The sequence below is a fragment of the Actinoplanes sp. NBRC 101535 genome, assembly GCF_030269225.1.
Classification (GTDB): domain Bacteria; phylum Actinomycetota; class Actinomycetes; order Mycobacteriales; family Micromonosporaceae; genus Actinoplanes; species Actinoplanes rectilineatus.
In genome coordinates, this window is sequence record NZ_BSSY01000017.1 from 26848 (window position 1) to 48657 (window position 21810).

A 21810-nucleotide genomic window follows, 5' to 3' on the forward strand; every position below is an offset into this window, starting at 1 on the left:
CGTGAGCGGCGTCTCGGTGCGGTAACACGTCGGCCTTCCGCCGGAAACGCGCGAGTAGGGTTCGGCGGATGACGCGCGCCTCGTGGACCGTTTTTCTCGTGGCGTTGTGCCTGCGACCGGCGATCACCGTCGTCGGGCCGATGCTGCCGCAGATCAGTGCCGCCGAAGGCCTGGCGGAGACCACCGCCGGCATCCTCGGCGCGGTGCCGCTGCTGGCCTTCGCCGCCGTGTCACCCCAGGTGCACCGGTTGTCGTCCCGCTACGGGATCGAACGGACCGTCCTGGTGTCGCTGCTGGTGCTGGCCGTCGGCGGCGTGGTCCGCTCGTACACCGGCGACGCCGGGCTCTGGCTCGGCACGGTGATCATCGGGTGTGCGATCGCGGTCGGGAACGTGCTGGTCCCGGCGATCGTGAAACGCGACTTCGCGGCGCAGGTGTCCCGGGCCACCGGGGTGTACACGGCGTTCCTCACCATCGCGGCGTCGCTGGCCTCCGCGGTGGCGGTACCGATCGCCGGGCTCGCGGACTGGCGACTGTCGCTCGCGGTGTGGTCGGGCCTGGCGCTGGTGGTGGCGGGCGTGTGGTTTCCGCGTACAAAATCTGATTCTTCGGAAACGCCCAGGGTGAGTGCAACGGAGAGCGGGAGTGTCTGGCGGCAGGGGCATGCCTGGCTGTTGACCGCGTTCATGGGGCTGCAGTCGACCACGTTCTACATCATGGTGACCTGGCTGCCGACGATCGAGGTGGCGGGCGGGGTGTCGCAGCGGACCGCCGGCGTGCACCTCTTCCTGTACCAGGGCATGGGCATCGTGGGCGGGCTGGTGATTCCGCTGCTGCTGCGCCGGACCGGCACCCGGGTGGCCGGCGCGGTGCTGTCGAGCGTGCCGCTGGTGGTGGCGGTCGCCGGGCTGCTGACGGTGCCGTCGCTGGCGGTGCTCTGGGTGATCGTGGCAGGGTGGGGTCAGGGCGCGGCCCTGGTGGCGGCGCTGACGCTGATCAGCATCGGCGGCCGCACCTCGGGGGAGACGACCCGGCTGTCCGGGATGGCGCAGAGCCTCGGTTACCTGCTGGCGGCGGGTGGCCCGGTGCTGGCCGGGGTGCTGGCCGACCGCACCGGATCGTGGACGGCGAGCCTGGTCGCGCTGGCCGTGCTGGCGCTGCTCCAGGCCACCGCGGCCCTGGCGGCGGCGCTGGGCGACCGGCGCCGGGAGCCGCTGCCCGCGCTGTCGGCTCAGTCGTGATGGGTGTGCGCGACCGGGAGTGAGCGGGACACCCGGTCTTCGGTGCCGGGCGCGACCACGACGAACTGGCCCATCATCCCCTTGTCCTCGTGACGCAGGATGTGGCAGTGGTACATGTACGGGGTGACCGCGTCCGTGTGCGTCCCGAACCGCGCCGACAGCCGGACCGTCGCCTTCTTCGGGACGAAGACCGTGTCCTTCGGGCCGCGCTGATACTCCGGCGGCGGCGTCCCGTCGACGTCCAGGATGCGGAACGGCACCTCGTGGATGTGGAAGTTGTGGGCATAGGTGGTGTTGTCCAGTTCCCAGATCTCGTGGGCGCCGGCCGGGACCACCTCGTCGATGCGGGACAGGTCCATGTCCCGGTCGTTGATCTCCGAACCGGACAGGACGAACCGCCGCACGCGGGCACCGGCCGGCGGCGGAGTGGCGGGCGCGCCGCCGAGCGACTCGAGCAGGGCCGCCGATGCGGCCAGGGTCGCGGCGCCGACCACCTTCAGCAGCGGGAAGTCCTCCTCCTCGATGTCGTTCGCGGTGCTGCTGTCCTCGCCCCGGGAATCGAGGAGCAGCTGCTCGCCGGGCCGCACGGCGACCACGATCTCGGCCCGCTCGCCGGGACTCAGCTTGACCCGGTCCACGTCCACCGGGCGTTCCAGCAGCCCCAGATCACCGGCGATCACCCGGACCGGTCTCCCGTCCGTGAACCCGACCCGGTACACGCGGGCGTTCGACGCGTTGAGCAGGCGGAACCGGACCAGTGACGTCCGCGCCTCGAAGAACGGGTCGTACGTTCCGTTGATCAGGATCCGGTTGCCGAGGAAACCGAACGTGCCGCTCTCCACGCCGCCCTCGACGAGCGCCCCGTCCGCCGAGAACCGCTTGTCCTGGATGATCAGCGGGATGTCGTCGACGCCGTACCGGTCCGGCAGGTCCGGGCCGCCCGGCTCGTCGATCAGGAAGAGGCCGGCCAGCCCGCGGTAGACGTGCATCGCCGTCCGCTCGTGCGGATGCGGATGGAACCAGGTGGTGGCGGCCGCCTGCTCGATCGTCCACTCCGGCTGCCAGGTCGCCCCGGTCGCGATCGTCTGGTGCGGCCCGCCGTCCATCCGGGCCGGCAGCCGCATGCCGTGCCAGTGCAGCGTCGACACCTCGGGCAGCCGGTTCGTCACGATCATGCGGACCCGGTCGCCGCGGGTCGCCCGGATCACCGGTCCGAGATAGGCGCCGTTGATTCCCCACGTCGTGGTCACCGTGCCGGGAAGAAAGGAGGAACGGCCGTCCGCCCGCAATTCCAGAGCGAACTCCGTCGCACCGTCCGCGGATTTTCGGGAATCGGCAAGCGGGGGGATCCGAAGGCGATTCGTATAGGTGGGTTCGTGCGGTGGCGGTTCCGCGGAACACGCTGCCAGTCCTAACGTGCCGAGCAGCAGCACACTGCGTCGTTTCATCAAGGAATCCCCGTCCGCGAAGGTGTCGGTTCATCGTGTGCGGCATTCGTCATCGGCACATCGGGGATAAACCCGGCCGGGCTGAGCTGCGCTTTTGCGAATCGGGTACGCCGAAAGGCGCAGGGCGGCCGGGGGAGTGCGCTTCTCGCGTACCCTCCAGGGGTGTTGCTGCCTGTCGCGGTCGTCGTGCTGGACGTCGTCTGGGTGGCCGGAGCGTTTCCGGAGATGTGGCCGTTCGGGTGGCCGCTCGTCGTTGTCAGTGGTGCCGTCCTGGCGCTTCGGCGGCGTTATCCGGTGCTCACGCTGGTGGTGACGGCGGGGTGCGCGCTCGGCTACTACCCGGGCGGATTCCCGGACTCCCCGATGGGGATCGCGCTGCTCATCGCAGTGGCGGGCGTCGCTCGATATTGCCGTCGGCCGACGGCGATCGTGGCGGTCGCGCTGATTCTCGCGGCGTTTCTGGCGGTCGGCCGCCATGCTCGGATCGAGGACCATGCCGGCCTCGGAGTGGTGCTGCTGGCCGCGGTCGTGGTGGGCGAGTTGTGGCGGGACCGACAGGAACGGATCGACGCGGCCGGCCGGAGAGCCGGCGAGGCGGTCCTCGAGGAACGGCTGCGGATCGCCCGCGAACTGCACGACGTGGCCGCCCACCAGATCTCGCTGATCACCGTGCAGGCCGGGGCCGCGTTGCACCGCCGTGATCCGGACACCGCCTTCGCGGCGCTGGAGACCATCCGCGCGGCGAGTAGGGAGGCGCTGCGCGACATGCGCACGGTGCTGGGCGTGTTGCGACAGGTGGACGGGGCTGAGCCGGTGGCGCCGTCGCTGGCCGCGGTGGCCGGTCTGGTCGCTGCGGCGCAGGCTTCTGATCTTCGGGTACGCGTGACCGCACTCCCGCCCGGGCCGCTTCCCCCGGCGGTGGAGTCGGCCGGATACCGGATCGTGCAGGAGTCGCTGACGAACGTCCGGCGGCACGCGGCGGCGACCGAGGCGGTGGTGTCGGTGCGGCTGGCCGGGGGAGCGCTGGAGGTGGAGATCGTCGACAACGGGACGGCGGCCGGCGGTCATGTCGGGGCGGGGAACGGGATCCGGGGGATGACGGAACGCGCGGTGGCGTTGGGTGGCCGGTTGACCGCGGAACCGGTGGCCGGTGGTGGATTCCGGGTGCACGCGGTACTGCCCGTGTCGCCGGTGGAGGCGTCGTGATCCGGGTGCTGCTGGCGGACGATCAGACGCTCGTGCGGGCGGGATTCCGGTCGATCCTCGGCGGCGAGGACGACATCGCGGTGGTGGCCGAGGCCGGGGACGGCGCGGCGGCGGTGGACCTGACGCTGCGGGAACGACCGGACGTGGTGCTGATGGACGTGCGGATGCCGGTGCTGGACGGCCTCGAGGCGACCCGGCGCATCGTCACGGATCCGCGCCTGACCGCCGTCAAGGTGGTCATCCTGACCACTTTTGATCACGACGAGTACGTGTACGGGGCGCTGCGCGGCGGCGCCAGCGGTTTCCTGGTGAAGGACATCGAACCGGTCGACCTGATCCGCGGCGTCCGGGTGGTGGCGGCCGGCGACGCCCTGCTCGCGCCGTCGGTGACCCGGCGGCTGATCGCGGAGTTCACCCGCCGTCCCGTCCCGGCGTCCCCGGTGCCGGCGGCCGGGGCGGGACGGTTGACACCGCGGGAGGACGAGATCGCCGCCCTGGTCGCGACCGGACTGTCCAACGACGAGATCGGGGCGGCGCTCGCGATCAGCCCGGCGACGGTGAAGACGCACGTCACGCGGGTGCTCGCCAAACTGGACCTGCGGGACCGGGCGCAGCTGGTCGTCTGGTCCTACGAGACCGGCCGGGTCCGCCCCGGCGAGCGCCGATCCTGAACCGTCAGCGGCGGCGACCCAGTGCGGAACGGTTCCGGAGGTGAGCCCGGGACGCCCGGATTGCGGGGTGCGGTAGGCGAACCCGGGACGGTCGGATTGCGGGTCGAAGGGGGACGCCGCTTCACGCGTACCCCCACGAGAGCAGGAACGTGCGCAGCGCGTCGTGGTAAGGGCGCAGTGACCGCAGGTCGACGTATTCGTGCGGGCCGTGCTGTCCGTCGCCGGCCGGACCGAAGATGCACGCGTCCACACCGCGCGCCGAGTAGAACCGGCCGTCCGCCGCGCCGTGTTTGCGCAGCAGGGAGCCGTCGTAGCCGACGGACTGCGCGGCCTGCTGCAGGAGCCGGACCGGGGCGCTGTCCGGATTCGCATAGTGCGGCGCGCCCAGCCCCTCGATCGTGACGTCCACCGCCGGCCCGGTGATCGCGGCGAGGTGGGCGACGATCTCGGCGGGTTCACGGCCGGTGAAGTCGGTGTCGTGCGGCGGGAAGCGGACGTCGAGCCAGGCCTGTGCGTCGGCGGGCACGATGTTCGCGGCCGTGTTCGACGTCGTGATGGAAGCGACGTTGACCGTGGTGGTCCAGGCCTCGGCGTCCGGAACTGGATAGCGCGCGACCACCCGGCTGACCGCGTCCACCACGGTGAGCAGGGCGTTCTCGCCGAGCCACGGGTACGCGGCGTGGGCCGTGCGACCGGTCGCGGTCAGCCGGGCCCGCAGGATGCCCTTGGAGGCGGCCACCACCCGCAGCGCGCTCTGCTCGCCGATCACCACGAACCGGGCGGTGACACCCGCGGCGACCTGGTGGCCGGTGCCGTCGAAACCGCCCACCTCCTCGTCGGTGACCAGCTGCAACCCGACCGGGTAGGGCAGGGTGCGGGCCACGTCGCGGAACACCGTGGCCATCACCAGCGCGGCGACCTTCATGTCCTGGGCGCCGCGCCCGTAGAGGCGGTCGCCGTCGCGACGGGCGGCGAACTGGGACGGTTTGCCGGGTACCACGTCCAGGTGCGCGTTCAGGATGACCTGCGGCCGGTCGCCGGTGGTCAGCAGCGCGCTGGGTTTGCCGTTCGCGACGAAGTGCCGGGTGTCGAAACCCGGCCCGACGAGGTCGAGCACCAGGTCGAGGGCGTGCCGCAGGTCGGCGGGACGGTCCGCGGTGGAGCGGATGCCGATCAGCTCCACCGCGGGTGCGACGAGTTCCTCCACCGAGGCAGGCTAACTCGGCTTCTTCTCGCCCGCCTCCACCGCGATCGGCAGCCGGTTGCCCTGCGGGGGCAGCGGGCAGGTCGCGAATTCGGTGTACGCGCACGGCAGATTGGTGGCCCGGTTGAAGTCCACCGTCACGGTGCCGTCGGCGGCCGGGGCGGCGACCTGGACGCTGCGGTTCGCGGCGTAGGTGGTGACGCCCGAGGTCTCGTCGGTGAACAGCACCGAGAGGGTGCCCGGGGTGTGCCCGTTGAAGGCGACCAGCTCGTGGTCGACGCCGTCGACGGTGAAGGTGATCACGCCGGGGGATTCGTAGACGTGTTCGATGCCTTCGGCCACGGAACCGACGGGGTAGGGGCGCGGTTCGTCAAACGCCCGGAAATCCCCGGAGATGACCCACTTCTCGTCTGCGGGATAGGCCGGGGTGCCGTCGTAGGCCTTCAGGACCGGGCCGGCGGGATCGCGGGGGCGAACCACGTCGAACCCACCACGACTTGCCACCTCAATCCGGATATTTCCGTATTCAACCGTGACGTCGCCTTTGTCGGGAATCTTGCCGAAGGCGAAGCTGCCCGACACCGGACTGCCGTCGACGATGATCTCCTCACCATCGTCCAGCGTCACCGCGGGCCCGGACGGCCCGGTGCTCCACGACCCCGGCACTCCGTCGAACCGCTGCGGGGTCTCCGTCAGCCAGTGCAGACCGGTGATGGCGAGAAAACCGTGCGGGGAGGCACGCCGCTGCTCGTGGGCGTCGTGCCACGTCTCCCACTCCTGCTGGAACGTGATCGTCATGCGTTGAGCCTAATCACTACTTGTTGAGGGGGTAATACACGTCTGCTACGGTCGTCGCCAGGTCATGAGTGCCAGCGGAAAGCCCCGGCTTGCTGGCCGGCAACCCTTGCAGTTCGCGATGGGGTGCCCCGGGTGAAGACCGGGCCGCGCATCGCCCGATGCCGGCAAGAGGCGAACCCGTGGAGGCGCGGTCATGCCATTGTTGGATGTCATCGGTGAAGATCTGAAGGTCGCTCTGCCGTCCGGCGAGCTCACGCGTTTCGTGCACCTCGACTACGCCGCGTCCGCCCCCTGTGTGCGGGCAGCCGCCGACGCGGTGCAGGACCTGCTGCCGCGCTACGGCAGCGTGCACCGGGGCACCGGGGTGCGGTCCCAGGCCTCCACCCTGGCGTACGAGCTGGCCCGCGACGTGGTCGCCGAGTTCGTCGGCGCCCGCCCCGGCGACACGGTGATCTTCACCCGGAACACCACGGACGCGCTCAACCTGCTGGCCCGGGCACTGCCGGCCGGGACCACGACACTCCAGTTCTCCGGCGAGCACCACGCGAACCTGCTGCCCTGGCCGAACCCGGTGCGGCTGCCCACCCCGTCGTCGCCCGCGGAGGCGGTCACGCTGCTCACCGCGGCGCTGGCCACCGTCACCGGTCCGGCCGTGCTCACCGTGACCGGTGCGAGCAACGTGACCGGGGAGGTCTGGCCGGTCCGTGAGCTGGCCGACGTCGCGCACGCCCACGGCGTCCGGGTGGTCGTCGACGCCGCCCAGCTGGCCCCGCACCGGGCCGTCGACCTGGACGAGTTGGGCGCCGACTACCTCGCGTTCTCCGGCCACAAGCTGTACGCCCCGTTCGGTGCCGGTGTGCTGGCCGGCCGCGCCGACTGGCTGGACGCCGCCGAGCCGTACCTCGCCGGTGGTGGCGCCAGCGCCGTCGTCGGTGACGTCCCCGGCGAGCTGACCTGGGCGACCGGCGCGGCCCGGCACGAGGGCGGCACCCCGAACCTGCTCGGCGCGGTGGCCATCGCGGCCGTCGCCGAGGCCCTGGCCGCCGCCGACCGGGACGCCCTGCACGCCCACGAGCAGGCCCTGCTGACCCGGCTGCGGGAGGGCCTGGCCGGGGTGCCCGGCGCGGTCGAGGTCAGCGTCTTCGGCCCGGACCAGCCCCGGGTCGGCATCGTCTCGCTGGCCCTGCCCGGCCACGACCCGGCCGACGTGGCGCTGCGCCTGGGCCGGGATCACGGGATCGGGGTCCGCGCCGGTCAGTTCTGTGCCCACCCGCTGGTGCGGCGGCTGACCGGGAGTGCCACGACGGGCAGTTGTGGTGACGGCGCGACCGGGCTCCTGCGGGCCAGTTTCGGCATCGGCAGCGACGTCGAGGACGTGGACCGCTTCGTCGCAGGCCTCGCGGCGGTCCTTCGCACCTGATCCGCTACCCGTGTTGGCCTTCCCTGGCCGCCGAACCCGCCGAAGAGACAATCGTGGCGGGGTGGATGACGTGGCTGTGGGACAGGCTCCCGGTCGGCGGCGGGCTTCGGGACGAGGACTGGGCACGCCGGCACCGGCTGCTGACGGTGCTGCTCGCCGTCATCATGGTGATCCTCACGGTGTTCGGCGCGTTCCGTCCCGACACCGGCCCCACCCTGCTGGTCACCGACGGCCTCATCCTCACGTCCGTGCTGGTGGGAACCCGGTCCTGGTCCCGCCGGTTACGGTCGGTCGCGGTCGCGCTGGGCTACGCGGTGGCGTGTGGCGGTTTCGTCTCGCTCAGCGGCGGTCTGACCGAATCGCACTTCTCGTTCTTCGTCGCGGTGGCGGCGCTCGCGCTGTACCGCGACTGGGCGCCGTTCGGCGTGTTCCTGATCGCCACCACCCTGCACCACTCGGTGTTCGGGGTGCTCGTCAGCGAGCACACGTACGACCACAGCAGTGCCCAGAACCACCCGTTCACCTGGGCCCTGCTGCACGGTGCCGCGGTGCTCTTCGCGGCCGGCTTCCAGGTCGTCCAGTGGAGCCTGACCGAGGCCGAGGAGGAACGCGCCCAGGAGAACCTGGACGAGAGCCAGGCCCAGCTGAGCGTGTCGTTCGACGAGACGCCCGTGCCGATGGTGATGATCGCCCCGGACGGCCGGCTGCTGCGGACCAACGGCGCCTACCGGGAGTGGCTGCGGCTGCCGGACGTGCTGCCGTCCGGGTTCACCGTCGCCGACCTGCCGATCAAGGCGGTCGAGGACGGCGTCCAGTCGATGTACGACACGATCCGCGAGTCCGAGGACCCGCTCACCCTGACCCGGCAGTACCGCCGCGACGACGACGGCTCCCTGATCTGGGTGCAGATCCACAGCACGAACCTGTACGACCGTGACGGCGAGCTCAAACTGACCTTCGTGCACCTGCTCGACGTCACGTCGGTCCGCAACCACGAGGCGGAGCTGCGCCATCAGGTCCGCCACGACTCGCTCACCGGGCTGCTCTCCCGCAAGGCCTTCGAACACGACCTGAGCCTGCTGCTCGCCGAGAGCGCCGAACCGGTCAGTGTGATCTACCTCGACGTCGACCGCTTCAAGTCGATCAACGACGCGACCGGGCACACCACCGGCGACGACGTGCTGCGGGCCCTGGCGCTGCGGCTCACCTCGGTCGTCCCGGTCGGCGCGCTGACCGCCCGGCTCGGCGGCGACGAGTTCATCGTGGCGGTGGCCGGGCCGGCCGGCATCGGCCTGCGCGTCGGCAACGGCATCCTCGCCTCGCTGGCCGAGCCGCTGCAGGTGCCCGGCGGCGAACAGCCGATCGCGCTCAGCGTCGGCGTCACGACCGCCTCCGGGCCGCTGCCCGCCGAGGAAGTGGTGCTGGCCGCCGACACCGCCATGTACGCGGCCAAACGCGCCGGCGGCAACCGGCTGCAGGTGTTCACCGACGAACTGCGGGTGCCCGTCCAGGAGCGGATCGCCGCCGAGGCCCGGCTGCGGACCGCCCTCGCCGACGACATGCGCGAATCGTTGCCGCTGTGGTTCCAGCCGGTCGTCTCCACGGTCACTGGCGAGATCATCGGCGCCGAGGCGCTGGTGCGGATGCGTACCCCGGACGGCAGGATCCTCAGCCCGTTCCACTTCATCGGCGCGGCCGAGGAGACCGGCCTGATCGTGCCGCTCGGCGAGCACGTGCTGCGGGAGGCCGTCGCGCACCTGCTGCGCTGGTCCGAGGACCTCGGGTACGTGTCGGTCAACGTCAGCCCCCGCCAGCTGGCCGAGCCGGACTTCGTGCCGGTGGTGGCGAACCTGCTCGCCGGGATCCCCGGGTTCGACCCGTCCCGGCTGGTCCTGGAGATCACCGAGACCGCGCTGCTGTCCTCGACGGTCGACGTCAGCGAACGCCTGGAAGCCCTCAAGAACCTCGGCGTCCGCATCGCCCTGGACGACTTCGGCACCGGTTACAGCTCGCTGACCTGGCTCAAGTCCCTGCCCGCGGACATCGTCAAGCTGGACCGCTCGTTCGTCGCCGGACTGGCCGAGGACAAGCGCAAAGCGTCGATCATCTCGGCGGTGCTGTGGCTGACCCGCTCGCTGAGCATGTCCACCATCGCCGAGGGCGTCGAGGAGGCCGCCGACTGGTACGCGCTGCAGGCGGCCGGCTGCCCGGCGGTCCAGGGCTACTTCTTCAGCAAGCCGCTGCCCGCGCCGGAGTTCAGCCAGATGCTCGCCGACGGAGTGACCGTCGAGAGCAAAGGGATCACCCCCTTCGGGGGAGTTCATCTGAACGAAACCACCGGGACCGCTGTGGCCGGTTAAAGTCCGGCCATCCTTGACAACGTAGATCCCTTCATCGGCACAGCGGCCACCGACCTGCCTCGGGCAAGCGGTCTCGCCGCTACCTGGTGGTGGCCGAAACCGCAGGTCGGCAACACCCACCCGGGGGCTTCGGCCCCACTGGGCATGGTGTCCGCGTGCGCCTACTCCGGCGCCTATCCGACCGGTTACGGCCGCTACGCGAAGAACACCGAGGGCGTGCCGGAGGAGATGTTCCCCCGGCTGCAGGCCTCCGGGTTCACGCATTTCCAGCAGTCCGGCACCGGCGCGATCCGCAAGTACTACAACTACGTGCGGGTCACGCCGATGGTCCAGCCGCTCGACGACCTCGGGCAGTCCTGGCCGCTCGAGGACGAGCAGGCCGAGGCCGGCTACTACGCGGCCAACCTCGACACCGGCGTGCGCTGCGAGATCACCGTCGGGGAGAAGGTGGCGGTGCACCGCTACACGTTCCCCGACCACGACAGCGCCCGCGTGGTGATCGACCTGTCCTGCGGCGGCCTCGCCATCGACCTGGGACGCACGGTGCCGCTGCGCGCCCAGGCCGAGAGCATGGGGTACGGCCGGGTCCAGGGCACCGTCGTCATGGAGGGTGTCCCGCTCTCCGTCTACGCCGAGGTGGACAGTCCCGGCTGGCGGCAGATGCTGTGGTACGACCGGCGGCTGATCCCCGGCGGCACCCGCCTCGACTTCGACAGCATCCGCAACACCACCCTGCGGCCGTTCGGCGCGATCTTCCTCGGCCCGGTCCGCGCCGGCCAGACGATCGAGGTCCGGCTGGGCTTCTCGCTGCGCGGCACCGACCAGGCCCGGGAGAACCTGGAACGCGAGTGCGGCCTGGGCCGGACCGCGTTCGAACCGGTCCGCGCCCGCACCCGGGACCGGTGGCGCGAACAGCTCGGCAAGGTGAAGGTCGAGGGCGGCACCCCGGCCCGGCGGACCGTGATGGCGACCGCGCTCTACCACTCCCTGGTCAAGCCGTGCTTCGCCGACGACGAGAGCCCGTTCTGGCCCAACTCCGGCCCGTACGCGTTCGACATCTGCACCATGTGGGACATCTACAAGACGCAGATCCCGCTGCTGTCCGCGATCGCGCCGCAGCGCTCCACCGATCTCCTGGAGTCGCTGATCCGGGTCTGCGAGGAGGAGGGCAACTTCCCGATCGGCTACCGGATGGCCCGCGGCGCCGACCGGTTCTTCCGGCAGGCCAGCGCCCTGGCACACACCGCCATCGCGGACGCGCACGCGCTGAAGCGCACCGGCATCGACTGGACGTGGGCGCTGGTGCACATGGTCGACGACCTGCGCCGGCTCTACGGCGAGGACTTCTGGGAGCACGGCCGGGTCCACCCGATCACCCACACCCTCGACCTGGCGTACGCCCACCACTGCACCGCCAAACTGGCCCGCGCGCTGAACGACCACCGCCTCGCCGACGACCTGGAGCGGCGCAGCCGCGGCTGGGTCAACGCGTTCGACCCGGCCACCGGCCTGCTGCGCGACTCGGAGTTCTACGAGGGCGGCAAGTGGAACTACTCGTTCCGGCTGCTGCACGACATGGCCGGGCGCATCGACCTGGCCGGCGGCGAACGGGCGTTCACCGTGATGCTCGACCGGTTCTTCGGCTACGGCGCCGAGCCGGTCAAACAGCCCGGCATCGGTCCCACACCCGCGGAGATGGCCGCCGGCTACGCCCTCAACCGGTTCGAGGGCCTGAACAACGAACCCGACATGGAGGTCCCCTGGGCATATCACTACGCGGGCCGCCCCGACCGGACGGCCGAAGTCGTCCACTCCGCGCTGACCTGGCAGTTCGGCACCGGACCCGGCGGCCTGCCGGGCAACGACGACTCGGGCGGCCTGAGCGCCTGGTACGTCTGGGCCTCCCTCGGCCTGTTCCCGGTCGCCGGACAGAACCTCTTCCTCGCCAACGCCCCCGCCTTCGCGTGGTCGTCGTTGCAGGTCGAAGGCGGCGAGTTCATCGTGGAGACGAGCGGTCACCACGAGACGCCGATCGGCGTCGACGGGATCGACCGCGAACCCCCCGTGCAATACGTCCAGTCCGCCACCCTCAACGGCAAACCGCTGGACGTCACCCATCTCAGCGCGTCCGACATCCACAACGGCGGGCGGCTGCACCTGCGGCTCGGCCCCGAACCCTCCACCTGGGGTCACGGGTCCCGGCCGCCTTCCCTCTCACACCCCCACCCGAAGGAAACACCATGAGTCGACCGACCCGCCGCCTGGTGATCGCGGTCCGCGCCGACCCGGTCATCTGCGGACACTCGGGCGAGGCGCGCAACCTCGCCGAGGTGGCGCTCACCCGCGGATTCGACGACGTACGGTTGCTCACCTGGCCGATCCCCACCCTCCAGTCGGCCGGACTGCCCCTCAAACCGCTGGACCGGCTCCTGCCGTACAGCCCCGGCATCACCGTCGAACGCCCCGAGGCGGTCGGTGACTACCGCGTGCCGGACGGACGGCACCTGGCCGGCCTGACCGGTCGCCTGGTCGAGCTGCTCGCCGAGCCGGTGCCCACGGTCTGCCTCTCGATGTACCTGGTACCCCACACCCAGGTCATCAACGACGCGGTGACCGCGGCCCGGGCCGCCGGGTTCGCCCCGCAGGTGCACACCATCGCCAAGGCGGTCGGCTCGGACGTCACCAACGTGATCCGGTCCTGCCTGCGCGAGGGGCGTTTCGGCGCGGCGACCGTGCTGCTCACCACGTTCCTGGCCAGCGACGAGGTGGTCGCGGTCTCGGAGTACACCCGCGACGAGATCATCGCGGCGGCCGAGGAGGTCGACGCGCACGGCGGCACCACGTTCGCCGAACAGTGCCGCCGCCGGGTGACGGTCAGCTACCCGCCGATCGACGCGTCGGCGTTCCTCGACATCGAACCGGACGCCGTCGACGCCGCCCTCGCCGAACGGGGCCTGGAGCGGGGCAAGTACATCCTGTTCCTGTCCCGTGTCGCCCGCGCCAAGGGCATCTACGACCTCATCATCGCGTACGGGCAGATGCGGTGCCGCGACGACGTGAAGCTGGTGGTGGCCGGCACCGGGCCGGCGCTCGACCACGTGCGGGCGATGGCGAAGGAGGACGACCGGATCGTCTTCCTCACCGATGTGGACGACGACGAGAAGCCGCTGCTGATGAACGGCTGCGCGGCGTACGCCCTGCCGACTAAGCCGGAGCCGGACTTCGTCGAGACGTTCGGCATCGCGCTCGCCGAGAAGGCACTGGCCGGCGGCGGTCCGATCGTGACGACCCTGACCGGTGGCACCGGCGAGGCGGTCGGCGACACCGCGGTGATCGTGGAGGCGGGCGACATCAGCGGCCTCGCCGACGCGGTCGACCGGGTGGTGCTGGAGATGTCCGACGCGGACCGGGCGGACCTGGAGAAGCGTGCCCGGGCCTACGCCCTGCAGTTCGACCGGGGCGCGGTCTTCGACGACCTCTTCCGCTCCTGATCGGGCTGTCCCTCCGGACGGGCTTTCTCTCCTCGAGGGGCTTTCTCTTCTGACGGGCTTTCTCATCTGACGGGTACGGGGGCCGGCCGTCGCCGGCCCCCGTATCGTCCGTCACGACCGCAGCAGCAGCTTGCGGGCCGGGCCTTCGACGTAGCGGTGCAGCAGCCACGCCGAGGTCAGCGACAGCGAGAAGGTGCCCGCGGTCAGCGCAGCACCCTGCGCGGTGCCGAGTTTCGGGTGATACCCGACGATCGCCTCGAACACCCGGATCACCAAAATGTGGATCAGGTAGAACGCGAACGACAACTCACCGAGCCGGACGGCCAGCCGGTGCCGCCACGGCGTCCAGTTCCCGCGACTGTCCGAGAGCGCGGCGGCGACCAGCACCAGACCGAAGCCGAGCATGGTGCAGGCGGCGTAGCCGTACACCTCGGGGACGTGCTCGACCGTCAGGTACCCGGAGATCGTGGCGATCCCGGCGACGGTCCAGAGCAACGGTAGGCGTACCCCCGAAGGATTGGATCTGACCAGGCAGGCGAGCGCGATGCCGAACACGAACTCGGGAAGCCGCGCCAGCGGATTCCAATGGAAGAAGAGCGTGACCGCCTCGGCGGAGGCGAACAGCCGCCCGGCCGCCGGCCCGAGGGTGGTGAGCGCCCAGGCCGCGCCGGCCACCGCGAGGAGCGCACCCGGCCCGCGGCGGCCGATCACGGCACCGAGCAGCGGGAACACGGCGTAGAAGAACGCCTCGCAGGAGAGCGTCCAGCTCACCGAGTTCAGGCCCTGGACGACGGTGAAGTCCGGGATCCAGGACTGGAGCAGGGTCAGGTTGGCCAGCACCACCAGCGGCTGCGGCAACTCGTTGCGGGCCGTCACGAACGCCAGCAGCAGGGCGAACACGGCGGTGACCGCGTGCAGCGGGTAGACCCGGGCGAACCGGCGGCGGCAGAACCGCAGCCAGCCGACCGGGTCGGGGCTGGCCCACATCAGCACGAAGCCGGAGAGGATGAAGAAGAACGACACCCCCACGGCACCGGGCGCGAACAGGAACCGGATCACACTCGCCGCCCAGCCGGGGGCGAAGTACTCGATCACGTGCAGGTGCACTCCGAAGACCAGGAACGCGGCGGTCCACCGCATCCCGGTCAGCGACGGGAGATCGACGATCCGCCGGGGGATGCCGACATCACGGTCGGCGACGGTCGATGACATCCGGGCAAGCTAGCAGCCCCGGTCTGATTCTTCAGAGGCGCAGGTCACTCTGGACGAGACGCTCCAGCTTCGTGTAGCCCTCGTTCACCCCGGTCTCCATCCCGCTCGCGAGGAACGCGTCGCGGCCCTCGAAGCTGTCGACCAGGGACTGTGCGTGCAGCCGGGTGCGGCCGTCGCCCAGGTCCTCGAAGGTCAGCGTCTCCAGGGCGACACCGTCCGGGAATCCCTCGAAAGTGAACGTCTGCACGATCCGCTGCGGGCTCACCTCGTGGAAGCAGCCGCGGAACGCATATTCCTCGCCGTCGCGGTGCGCCACGTAGCGCCAGCTGCCGCCGTCCTTGGCGTCCCAGTAGTCGATCTTGTTGGTCATCGCCTCCGGGCCGGCCCAGCGGGCGAACAGCTCGGGGTCGGTGTGTGCCCGGAAGAGCTGCTCCGGGGTGGCGTCGAAGTCGCGGGTGATCCGGACCATCGGCACGGTCGGATCGGCGGTGATGGTGGCCTCAGTCACTGTCTCTCTCCTCGTCTGCCTGTATGTCTTTCAGAACGCTGTCCAGCTTTTGGTAGCGGCGCTCGGCGCGCTGCCGGTAGAACTCGAGCAGGGCGCTCATCTCGTCGAGGCACTCCGTCTCCAGGTGCACCGGCCGGGGCTGCGGACCCGGCGGCCGGGTGACCAGGCCGGCGTCCTCGAGCACCCGCAGATGCTTGTAGATCGCCTGCAGAGTCATCGGGTAGGACTCGGCCAGCTGACTCACCGTCGCGTCTCCCGCGCTGAGCCGGGCGACCATGTCACGCCGGGTCGGGTCGGACAGCGCGGAGAAGACGCGGGACAGGGTGTCGGCGGGCATCGGGACCTACTTTCAACTTACTGGTTGAAAGCAAAGCTAGAAGGTTGTTTCGCGACTGTCAACCAGGGTGTTCACACCTGTCTGTAGTGAAAAGTTCACGTGTAGTTACCGTGTCGCATAGCATCGGGAGCGATTCGACGCTGAGCCGGGGAAGGGGGAACCGTCATGGCCAAGAAGAAGAAGGACAAGAAGGACAAGAAGAAGAAGGACAAGAAGAAGTGACTTCGGTGGGCCGCCGCGCATCGCTGCGGCCCACTGCTTCCCCGTTCGGAGAAGACGTGCACGACGAGGTGATCGGTTCACTGGACGAGTGCATCGCCGCCCTCGCCCGGCTCCGCGCCGAACTGGCCGCCAGCCGCCCTGTCCACCCGGGCGAACGCCGCGCCACCGTGCTCGCCGCCATCGCCGTCGCCGAACGGTTCGCCGTGCACGCCGCCCACACCCTCGAGGGCCGTCGCCCGGTGGTCTTGGAAGCCCATCCATAGACTGGCGTCGTGATGTCGCCGCCGCCCGCCGCCGTGCCCGCCTTCGCCGGTCTGCTCGCGGACCTGGGCTGGGTGACCGACCTGATGGTCGCCGGATCACTGGCCACCGGCGACTGGATCCCCGGCGTCAGCGACCTCGACCTGGTGGCCCTCACCGACGGCCCGGCCGGACCCGACCGCCAAGCGGTCCTGGCCGCCCTGCACCGCACCCTCGACGCGGGCATCGCCGACGGCCTCAACCTGGGCTGCGTGTACGTCGACGCCGCCCGGGCCGCCGAACCCGACCTGCGCCACCCCACCTGGACCCACGGGCGGATGGTGCAGCGCATCCTGTCCGGCGTCACCCGCGCCGAACTGGTCCGGCACGGCTACCCGGTCCTGGGGCGCCCGCCGGCGGCGGTGTTCGCCCCGATGACCGACGACGACGTCCGCGCCGCGGCCCGCGCCGAACTGACCGGCTACTGGGCGTGGGCGGCCCGCCGCCCGTGGCTCTGGCTCGACCCGGTGATCGCCGACCTGGGCCTGACGTCGATGGCCCGGGGCCGGCACACCCTGGCCACCGGCGAACTGCTGTCCAAATCGGTCGCGATCGAGCGCGCCCACGCTCCGCGCTGGCTGATCGACCAGTTGCGGGTGCGCCGCAACGGCGCTCCGATCCCGTCACCCCGCCTGCCCACGGCCCTGATCGCCTGGTGGGACGCCCGTCGCACCGTCGACCTCGCGAGGCGCGGCATAATTGCGTCATGACCATGGCGCTCCGGAGTCCGGAGTTCTGGCTCCCCTGGGCGGAGAAGGAACTGCGCGACGCGCTGGGCCGGTCGACACTGCTCGATACGCGGCGATATGAGATCTTCGTCCAGGGGTCGCGGGCCAATGGCACCGCTCTCGACGACACCAGCGACATCGACCTGGTGCTCATGCTCACCGGGCCGCACGATCCCGGCTACGGCTGGGAGGAGTTCCGCGACGACGTTCTCACCACCATGGGAAAGTCCTATCGGGTACGCATGGGGCGCCGCTGTCTGAACGTCGACGAACCCGACTCGCTCTTCGGGGAGATGGTCGACGTTCTCGTGGCGACCGAACACCGGGGTGGTGTGTTCTTCCGGGACAAGAACGGGTTGCCGATCGTCAACTTTCCGAAGCAGCACCGCCGCAACGGCGACGCGAAGGATCTGCGGACCGGCGGCCGGTTCAAGCAGGCCGTCCGGGCCGCGAAGAGGGCACGTGTGGAAAACGGCGTCCCCGCGCCCTCCTACCTGCTGGAATGCCTGCTTTACAACGTACCCGACAACGTTTTTGATCTTGTTTCCTATCGCAGTGCCCTCGGCTGGCTGCGCGAGCATCGGGACGAACTGGACGGGCTGTACTGCCAGAACGGCATCAACCGGCTGTTCGGGCCGGGGCCGGATCAATGGGACGCGGACCAGGTTGCGAGAATCATCGACGTCCTTCACCAGATCTGACGCCCCTGGACGGTGCACGCCGCATGACCTGGACGACCGCTCAGACCACGGCGGTGCTCGCGCCGGTCATCGCGATCTTCGGAGCCGCCCTCACCGCGCTGCTCACCTACGCCCTGAACCGGCAGACGGCCCGCCGGGAACGCCGGGCGCAGGCCTTCGGCGAGGCGCTCAGCGTCGTCGAGGACTACGCCGAGATGCCCTACCGGATCCGGCGACGCTCGGGCACCCCGGAAGCGCGGCAGAAACTCACCGAGGAGGTCAGCCGGATCTACTCGCGGCTGGCCTACCACCAGGCGCTGCTCGACATCGAGGCGCCGCGGGTCGCCGCCGCCTACCGGCTGCTCGCCAACGAGGCGAAGGCCGAGGTCGGCGAGCAGATGAAGAAAGCCTGGCAGAAGCCGGTGCGCACCACCGACGCCGAGATGAACCTCGAGGAACACTACGGCCGGGCCCGCGTCGACCTGGCCCGCGACCACTGTGTGGGAACCATGCGGGCCGCGCTCGGCCTGGGCCGCTACCCGATCTCGCCGAAGAAGCGCTCCGTGGCAGGGTGACCGTATGCGAATCTCGATCTGGCCCGGCGCGGCACAACCCTGGACCGACGTGCTCGAAGTGTCCCGGCACGCGGCCGACACCGGCTGGCACGGCGTCTGGATCGCCGACCACTTCATGCCCAACGCCGGTGCCGGTTTCGACCCGCACCACCCGGTCCTGGAAGCCGGTTCGCTGGTGGCGGCACTCGGGGCGGCCGTGCCGCGGGTGCGGATCGGGACACTCGTCTACGGCAACACCTACCGGCACCCGGCCGTCCTCGCCAACATGGCGGCCACCGCCGACCAGATCTCCGGGGGCCGCTTCACCCTGGGCGTCGGCGCCGGCTGGCAGATCAACGAGCATGCGCAGTACGGCCTGGAACTCCCGCCCACGAAACAACTGATCGACCGTTTCGTGGAGGCCCTGCAGGTCCTGCGCGGCCTGCTGCGCGACCCGGAGACCACCTTCGACGGTACGCACTACCAGCTCACCGACGCCGTCTGCGAACCGAAGCCGGTGCAGGATCCGCTGCCGATCCTGATCGGCGCCAAGGGCGAGAAACGCATGCTGCGGGTCGTCGCCGAGCACGCCGACATGTGGAACGCCTGGGGAACCCCGGACCTGATCGCCCACAAGTCGGCCGTGCTGGACCGGCACTGCGCCGACGTCGGCCGCGACCCGGCGTCGATCCAGCGCACCGCACAGGCGACGACCGTGGTCGACGGCCCGCTCCCGGAGGGCCTGTCGACGCCGGTGATCGGCGGTTCCCCGGCGAAGCTGGCCGACACCATCGCCGAGTACCGGGCGATCGGCCTCGACGAGCTGATCATCCCGGACGGCCGGCTGGGCGCCACCGTCGCCGAGAAACGCAAGGCGATGGACGTCATCCTCGGCCTGGCCGCACACTGACCGCGCGGTCATCTGCTCCTGGAATCCGGCCCGAGACACGTTCCGTGGTCAGGGCGCGAACTCCCATGGGTGTGTTGACTTCGGGCGCGCTGGACGCCCTAAGTCAACACACCCGGTGGGGGTGTGGTGATTACGGGCGGGCTGGACGCCCTAAGTCAACACGCGGAGCCTGATGACGGAACGTGTCTAGCCTTGTCGGGATGGGATGGGACCTGGGTGAGCTTCTGGCGGAGTACGGCGTCCCGGGCGCCCAGGTCGCCGTGCTGTCCGGCGGGGTGATCCGGGACGAGGCGGCGGGTGTGCTCAACCTGCGGACCGGGGTGGCGGCCACCACCGACGCGGTGTTCAAAGTCGGGTCGATCACGAAGATCTGGACGGCCACGCTGATCCAGCAGCTGGCGGCCGAGGGTGTGCTGGACCTCGACCGGCCGGTCCGCGACCACCTGCCCGGGTTCCGGCTGAGCGACCCGGCCGCCACCGCCACGCTGACCACCCGGCACCTGCTCACCCACACCGGCGGCGTCGACGGCAACCACTTCGTCGACACCGGGCGCAACGACGACGCCATCGCCCGGTTCGTCGACACTCTCGCCACGGCGGACCATCTTCTGCCACCGGGCAGTCTCTTCTCCTACTCCAACAGCGGGTACGTGGTGCTGGGCCGCCTGGTGGAGGTGCTCCGTGGTGCACCGTTCCACGATGTGCTCCGCGAACGGCTGGTGGCGCCGCTGGGTCTGCGCACCGCGGCCGTGGACACCTATGAGGCGATCCTGCAACGAGCCGCCGTCGGCCACGTCCCGTCCGGCGGGCAGGTCGTGCCGGTCAGCGACTGGGCGGTGTCGTACTACTCTGCGCCCAGCGGCTCGCACTTCGCGATCAGTGCCCGGGAGCTGCTGGAGTTCGTCCGGCTGCACCTCACCGACCCGGCCCTGGCGGTGCTGCGGGAACCCCAGCTCCCGGCGGTGCCGAACTTCGGCCTCGGTGCCGTCGGCTGGGGTCTCGGCTGGATGCTCCACGGGGACGGGGTCGTCGGCCACACCGGCGTCTCCAAGGGACAGAAGGCGTTCCTGCGGCACCTACCGTTCGACCCTCTACGACTTCACCCTCGCCGCTCTTCCCGGGCGGGCCGATCGCGCGGTCATCACCTACCGTTCCCGCACCGGGATCGCCCCGGCCGTGGACCCCGTCGAGGTGGTCCGTTTCGACGAGGACGAGCTGATCGCCGTCGAACCGAAGGCCGGCACCCACCAGGTCTTCTCGCTGGTCGGCGCGGACGGGCAGGGCCGGGCCCGGTTCCTGCACAACGGCGCAGCCGCCCAGCGCATCAGCGGCGGACAGCTCTGAGCAGCGCGCGGAGTTCGGCCCCGTTCGGTCGCACCCGCAGTCCCGCGTAGAGGAAGGCGTTCGCGTACTCCGCCATGGTGGTGATCCTGCCGTCCTCGACGGTGAACCGGGTCAGGTAGGTGTTGCGGTAGGCCTTCCCCGAACGGGCGACGACCATGTCACCCCTGCCGTGGAAGTAGACCGCCGGTGCCGTGGTCCATTCGGGGTCGCGCCAGACGAGCGGATCGAACTTCGCGAAGAGGCCCTCGGTGTAGGCGAGGATCTCCTGTCGCCCGGCGACGTCGGCGACACACCGTCCCCGGCGGCGGCCGGCGATGATGTCGGCCACGCCGTCCGGGGTGGTGGTCCCGCGCGACTGCTGCGCGGCCTGGACGGCACGATGCCGGTCATCGTGCACGACGGCCGGCTCGACCTGCTGGCCGGCAACGCCGCGGCCGCCGAGCTGCTCAAACCATTGACAGCCACCGGCCGGTACGAGCGCAACATCGTCTACCAGATCTTCACCGCCGACGCCCTGCCCGAGCTGGTGGGGGAGGACGGCGCGGAACAGCTCATCCGGATCGCGGCTGCCGAACTGCGGGGCGCGCTCAGCCGTTATCCCGGTGACCCTTATCTGCGCTCGCTGCGTGCGGAACTCATGAGGGCCAGCGCGACCTTCCGCGAGCAGTTCGAACGCGGTGAGGTGGGGGCCACCCGGTCCGCGGTGAAGCGGATGCGTCATCCCGTCCGCGGGTGGACGACCTTCGACATCGAGATGCTGCACGACCCCGAACGCGACCACTGGCTGATGCTCTACAACTTCCGCGACGACACCTGAACACCCGGGACCTGGTAGGGAGCAGTGCTTCAGTCGATGCCCGCGAAGTGCCTCTGGGTCATGTGAGCGATGGCCGCCCCGATGGCCTCCTTGGTGACGGCCGTTGACGCCGTTCTCCGCCTGGCAGTCGGTGGTGCAGGTGGTCGGCGGGTTGGCGACCTCGGTCGCGTCCTCGCCGATGACCATGCTTGGAACTGGCTGCCTGGGCGGCTACCGGGGCGGTGACCGCGGCCAGGGCCCGCCGCCGAGGTCGAGGCCGAGGCGGCGCAGATCCGGGTGAAGGCCGGCCCGGTGAACGACACCGGCGCCACCCTGCTGCGCCACCTCGCCGATCTGCACGCCGCGTGCGTACTGACCGA

At 70.5% G+C, this 21810-nt stretch carries 22 protein-coding genes and 1 riboswitch; of the genes, 14 read left to right on the forward strand and 8 right to left on the reverse strand.

Going from position 1 to position 21810, the window contains the following annotated elements; all coding sequences use genetic code 11:
* Positions 1-68 precede the first annotated feature (68 nt).
* Positions 69-1241 (forward strand): MFS transporter, encoded by a 1173-nt coding sequence (locus QSK32_RS34820; RefSeq protein WP_285474285.1) that lies wholly within the window; start codon positions 69-71, stop codon positions 1239-1241.
* Here QSK32_RS34820 and QSK32_RS34825 read toward each other — a convergent pair.
* On the reverse strand, positions 1232-2689 hold the full coding sequence (locus QSK32_RS34825; protein ID WP_285474286.1) for a multicopper oxidase family protein: 1458 nt from the start codon (positions 2687-2689) through the stop codon (positions 1232-1234). The genes QSK32_RS34820 and QSK32_RS34825 overlap by 10 nt on opposite strands.
* A 162-nt stretch (positions 2690-2851) precedes the next feature.
* On the opposite strand from QSK32_RS34825, the gene QSK32_RS34830 reads away from it, so the two are divergent.
* Together QSK32_RS34830 and QSK32_RS34835 are read left to right on the forward strand one after the other, a co-directional pair.
* Positions 2852-3895, forward strand: a complete 1044-nt coding sequence (locus QSK32_RS34830; RefSeq protein ID WP_285474287.1) for a sensor histidine kinase — start codon at positions 2852-2854, stop codon at positions 3893-3895.
* A complete protein-coding gene (locus QSK32_RS34835) occupies positions 3892-4566 on the forward strand; it encodes a response regulator (protein ID WP_285474288.1) in 675 nt (224 codons plus the stop codon). The genes QSK32_RS34830 and QSK32_RS34835 overlap by 4 nt, the downstream gene beginning before the upstream one ends.
* Before the next feature lie 121 nt (positions 4567-4687).
* On the opposite strand, the gene QSK32_RS34840 is transcribed toward QSK32_RS34835, so the two are convergent.
* Positions 4688-5773, reverse strand: coding sequence for a M20 family metallopeptidase (locus tag QSK32_RS34840; RefSeq protein ID WP_285474289.1), 1086 nt, complete (start codon positions 5771-5773; stop codon positions 4688-4690).
* 9 nt (positions 5774-5782) lie between these two features.
* Positions 5783-6568, reverse strand: coding sequence for a DUF1684 domain-containing protein (locus QSK32_RS34845; protein ID WP_285474290.1), 786 nt, complete (start codon positions 6566-6568; stop codon positions 5783-5785).
* Between the two features lie 60 nt (positions 6569-6628).
* Positions 6629-6745: riboswitch (SAM riboswitch) on the forward strand.
* 16 nt (positions 6746-6761) lie between these two features.
* On the opposite strand from QSK32_RS34845, the gene QSK32_RS34850 reads away from it, so the two are divergent.
* The 4 genes from QSK32_RS34850 (at position 6762) to QSK32_RS34865 (ending at position 13839) form a co-directional block, all read left to right on the forward strand.
* Positions 6762-7988: an aminotransferase class V-fold PLP-dependent enzyme gene (locus QSK32_RS34850; RefSeq protein WP_045747355.1), complete on the forward strand. Its 1227-nt coding sequence runs from the start codon at positions 6762-6764 to the stop codon at positions 7986-7988.
* A 65-nt stretch (positions 7989-8053) separates the two neighbouring features.
* Positions 8054-10348, forward strand: a complete 2295-nt coding sequence (locus QSK32_RS34855; RefSeq protein WP_285474291.1) for a putative bifunctional diguanylate cyclase/phosphodiesterase — start codon at positions 8054-8056, stop codon at positions 10346-10348.
* Between the two features lie 9 nt (positions 10349-10357).
* On the forward strand, positions 10358-12592 hold the full coding sequence (locus QSK32_RS34860) for a glycoside hydrolase domain-containing protein (protein ID WP_045747357.1): 2235 nt from the start codon (positions 10358-10360) through the stop codon (positions 12590-12592).
* Positions 12589-13839: a glycosyltransferase gene (locus QSK32_RS34865; protein ID WP_045747358.1), complete on the forward strand. Its 1251-nt coding sequence runs from the start codon at positions 12589-12591 to the stop codon at positions 13837-13839. Before QSK32_RS34860 ends, QSK32_RS34865 begins: the two co-directional genes overlap by 4 nt.
* A gap of 111 nt (positions 13840-13950) precedes the next feature.
* Here the strand turns inward: QSK32_RS34865 and QSK32_RS34870 are convergent, their stop codons facing one another.
* The 3 genes from QSK32_RS34870 to QSK32_RS34880 are packed head-to-tail and all read right to left on the reverse strand — an operon-like array spanning position 13951 to position 15896.
* Positions 13951-15051, reverse strand: coding sequence for an acyltransferase family protein (locus QSK32_RS34870; RefSeq protein WP_285474292.1), 1101 nt, complete (start codon positions 15049-15051; stop codon positions 13951-13953).
* A 31-nt stretch (positions 15052-15082) separates the two neighbouring features.
* On the reverse strand, positions 15083-15559 hold the full coding sequence (locus QSK32_RS34875; RefSeq protein ID WP_045747360.1) for an SRPBCC family protein: 477 nt from the start codon (positions 15557-15559) through the stop codon (positions 15083-15085).
* Entirely contained in the window at positions 15552-15896 is a 345-nt protein-coding gene (locus tag QSK32_RS34880) for an ArsR/SmtB family transcription factor (RefSeq protein WP_045747361.1), read from the reverse strand. The genes QSK32_RS34875 and QSK32_RS34880 overlap by 8 nt, the downstream gene beginning before the upstream one ends.
* 278 nt (positions 15897-16174) lie before the next feature.
* Here QSK32_RS34880 and QSK32_RS34885 point away from each other — a divergent pair, with 278 nt between their 5' ends.
* From QSK32_RS34885 to QSK32_RS34910, 6 genes are all read left to right on the forward strand, one after another.
* Positions 16175-16381 carry a hypothetical protein gene (locus QSK32_RS34885; RefSeq protein ID WP_045747362.1) on the forward strand — a complete coding sequence of 69 codons (207 nt, stop codon included), beginning with the start codon at positions 16175-16177 and terminating at the stop codon, positions 16379-16381.
* 12 nt (positions 16382-16393) lie between these two features.
* Complete coding sequence (locus QSK32_RS34890; RefSeq protein ID WP_285474389.1) at positions 16394-17128, forward strand: nucleotidyltransferase domain-containing protein; 735 nt, start codon at positions 16394-16396, stop codon at positions 17126-17128.
* Positions 17125-17847 carry a nucleotidyltransferase domain-containing protein gene (locus QSK32_RS34895; RefSeq protein ID WP_285474293.1) on the forward strand — a complete coding sequence of 241 codons (723 nt, stop codon included), beginning with the start codon at positions 17125-17127 and terminating at the stop codon, positions 17845-17847. Before QSK32_RS34890 ends, QSK32_RS34895 begins: the two co-directional genes overlap by 4 nt.
* A 23-nt stretch (positions 17848-17870) precedes the next feature.
* Positions 17871-18401, forward strand: a complete 531-nt coding sequence (locus QSK32_RS34900) for a hypothetical protein (protein WP_285474294.1) — start codon at positions 17871-17873, stop codon at positions 18399-18401.
* A gap of 4 nt (positions 18402-18405) precedes the next feature.
* Positions 18406-19290: a TIGR03560 family F420-dependent LLM class oxidoreductase gene (locus QSK32_RS34905; protein WP_285474295.1), complete on the forward strand. Its 885-nt coding sequence runs from the start codon at positions 18406-18408 to the stop codon at positions 19288-19290.
* A 200-nt stretch (positions 19291-19490) separates the two neighbouring features.
* Complete coding sequence (locus QSK32_RS34910) at positions 19491-20684, forward strand: serine hydrolase domain-containing protein (protein WP_285474296.1); 1194 nt, start codon at positions 19491-19493, stop codon at positions 20682-20684.
* On the opposite strand, the gene QSK32_RS34915 is transcribed toward QSK32_RS34910, so the two are convergent.
* The gene (locus QSK32_RS34915; protein ID WP_285474297.1) at positions 20615-21031 is read right to left on the reverse strand and encodes a nuclear transport factor 2 family protein; all 417 of its coding nucleotides are present in this window, start codon (positions 21029-21031) and stop codon (positions 20615-20617) included. The genes QSK32_RS34910 and QSK32_RS34915 overlap by 70 nt on opposite strands.
* Here QSK32_RS34915 and QSK32_RS34920 point away from each other — a divergent pair.
* Positions 21014-21451, forward strand: a complete 438-nt coding sequence (locus tag QSK32_RS34920; RefSeq protein WP_285474298.1) for an MmyB family transcriptional regulator — start codon at positions 21014-21016, stop codon at positions 21449-21451. The genes QSK32_RS34915 and QSK32_RS34920 overlap by 18 nt on opposite strands.
* 210 nt (positions 21452-21661) lie before the next feature.
* Here QSK32_RS34920 and QSK32_RS34925 read toward each other — a convergent pair whose 3' ends face one another.
* Positions 21662-21790 carry a hypothetical protein gene (locus QSK32_RS34925; protein ID WP_285474299.1) on the reverse strand — a complete coding sequence of 43 codons (129 nt, stop codon included), beginning with the start codon at positions 21788-21790 and terminating at the stop codon, positions 21662-21664.
* Between the last annotated feature and the right edge of the window lie 20 nt (positions 21791-21810).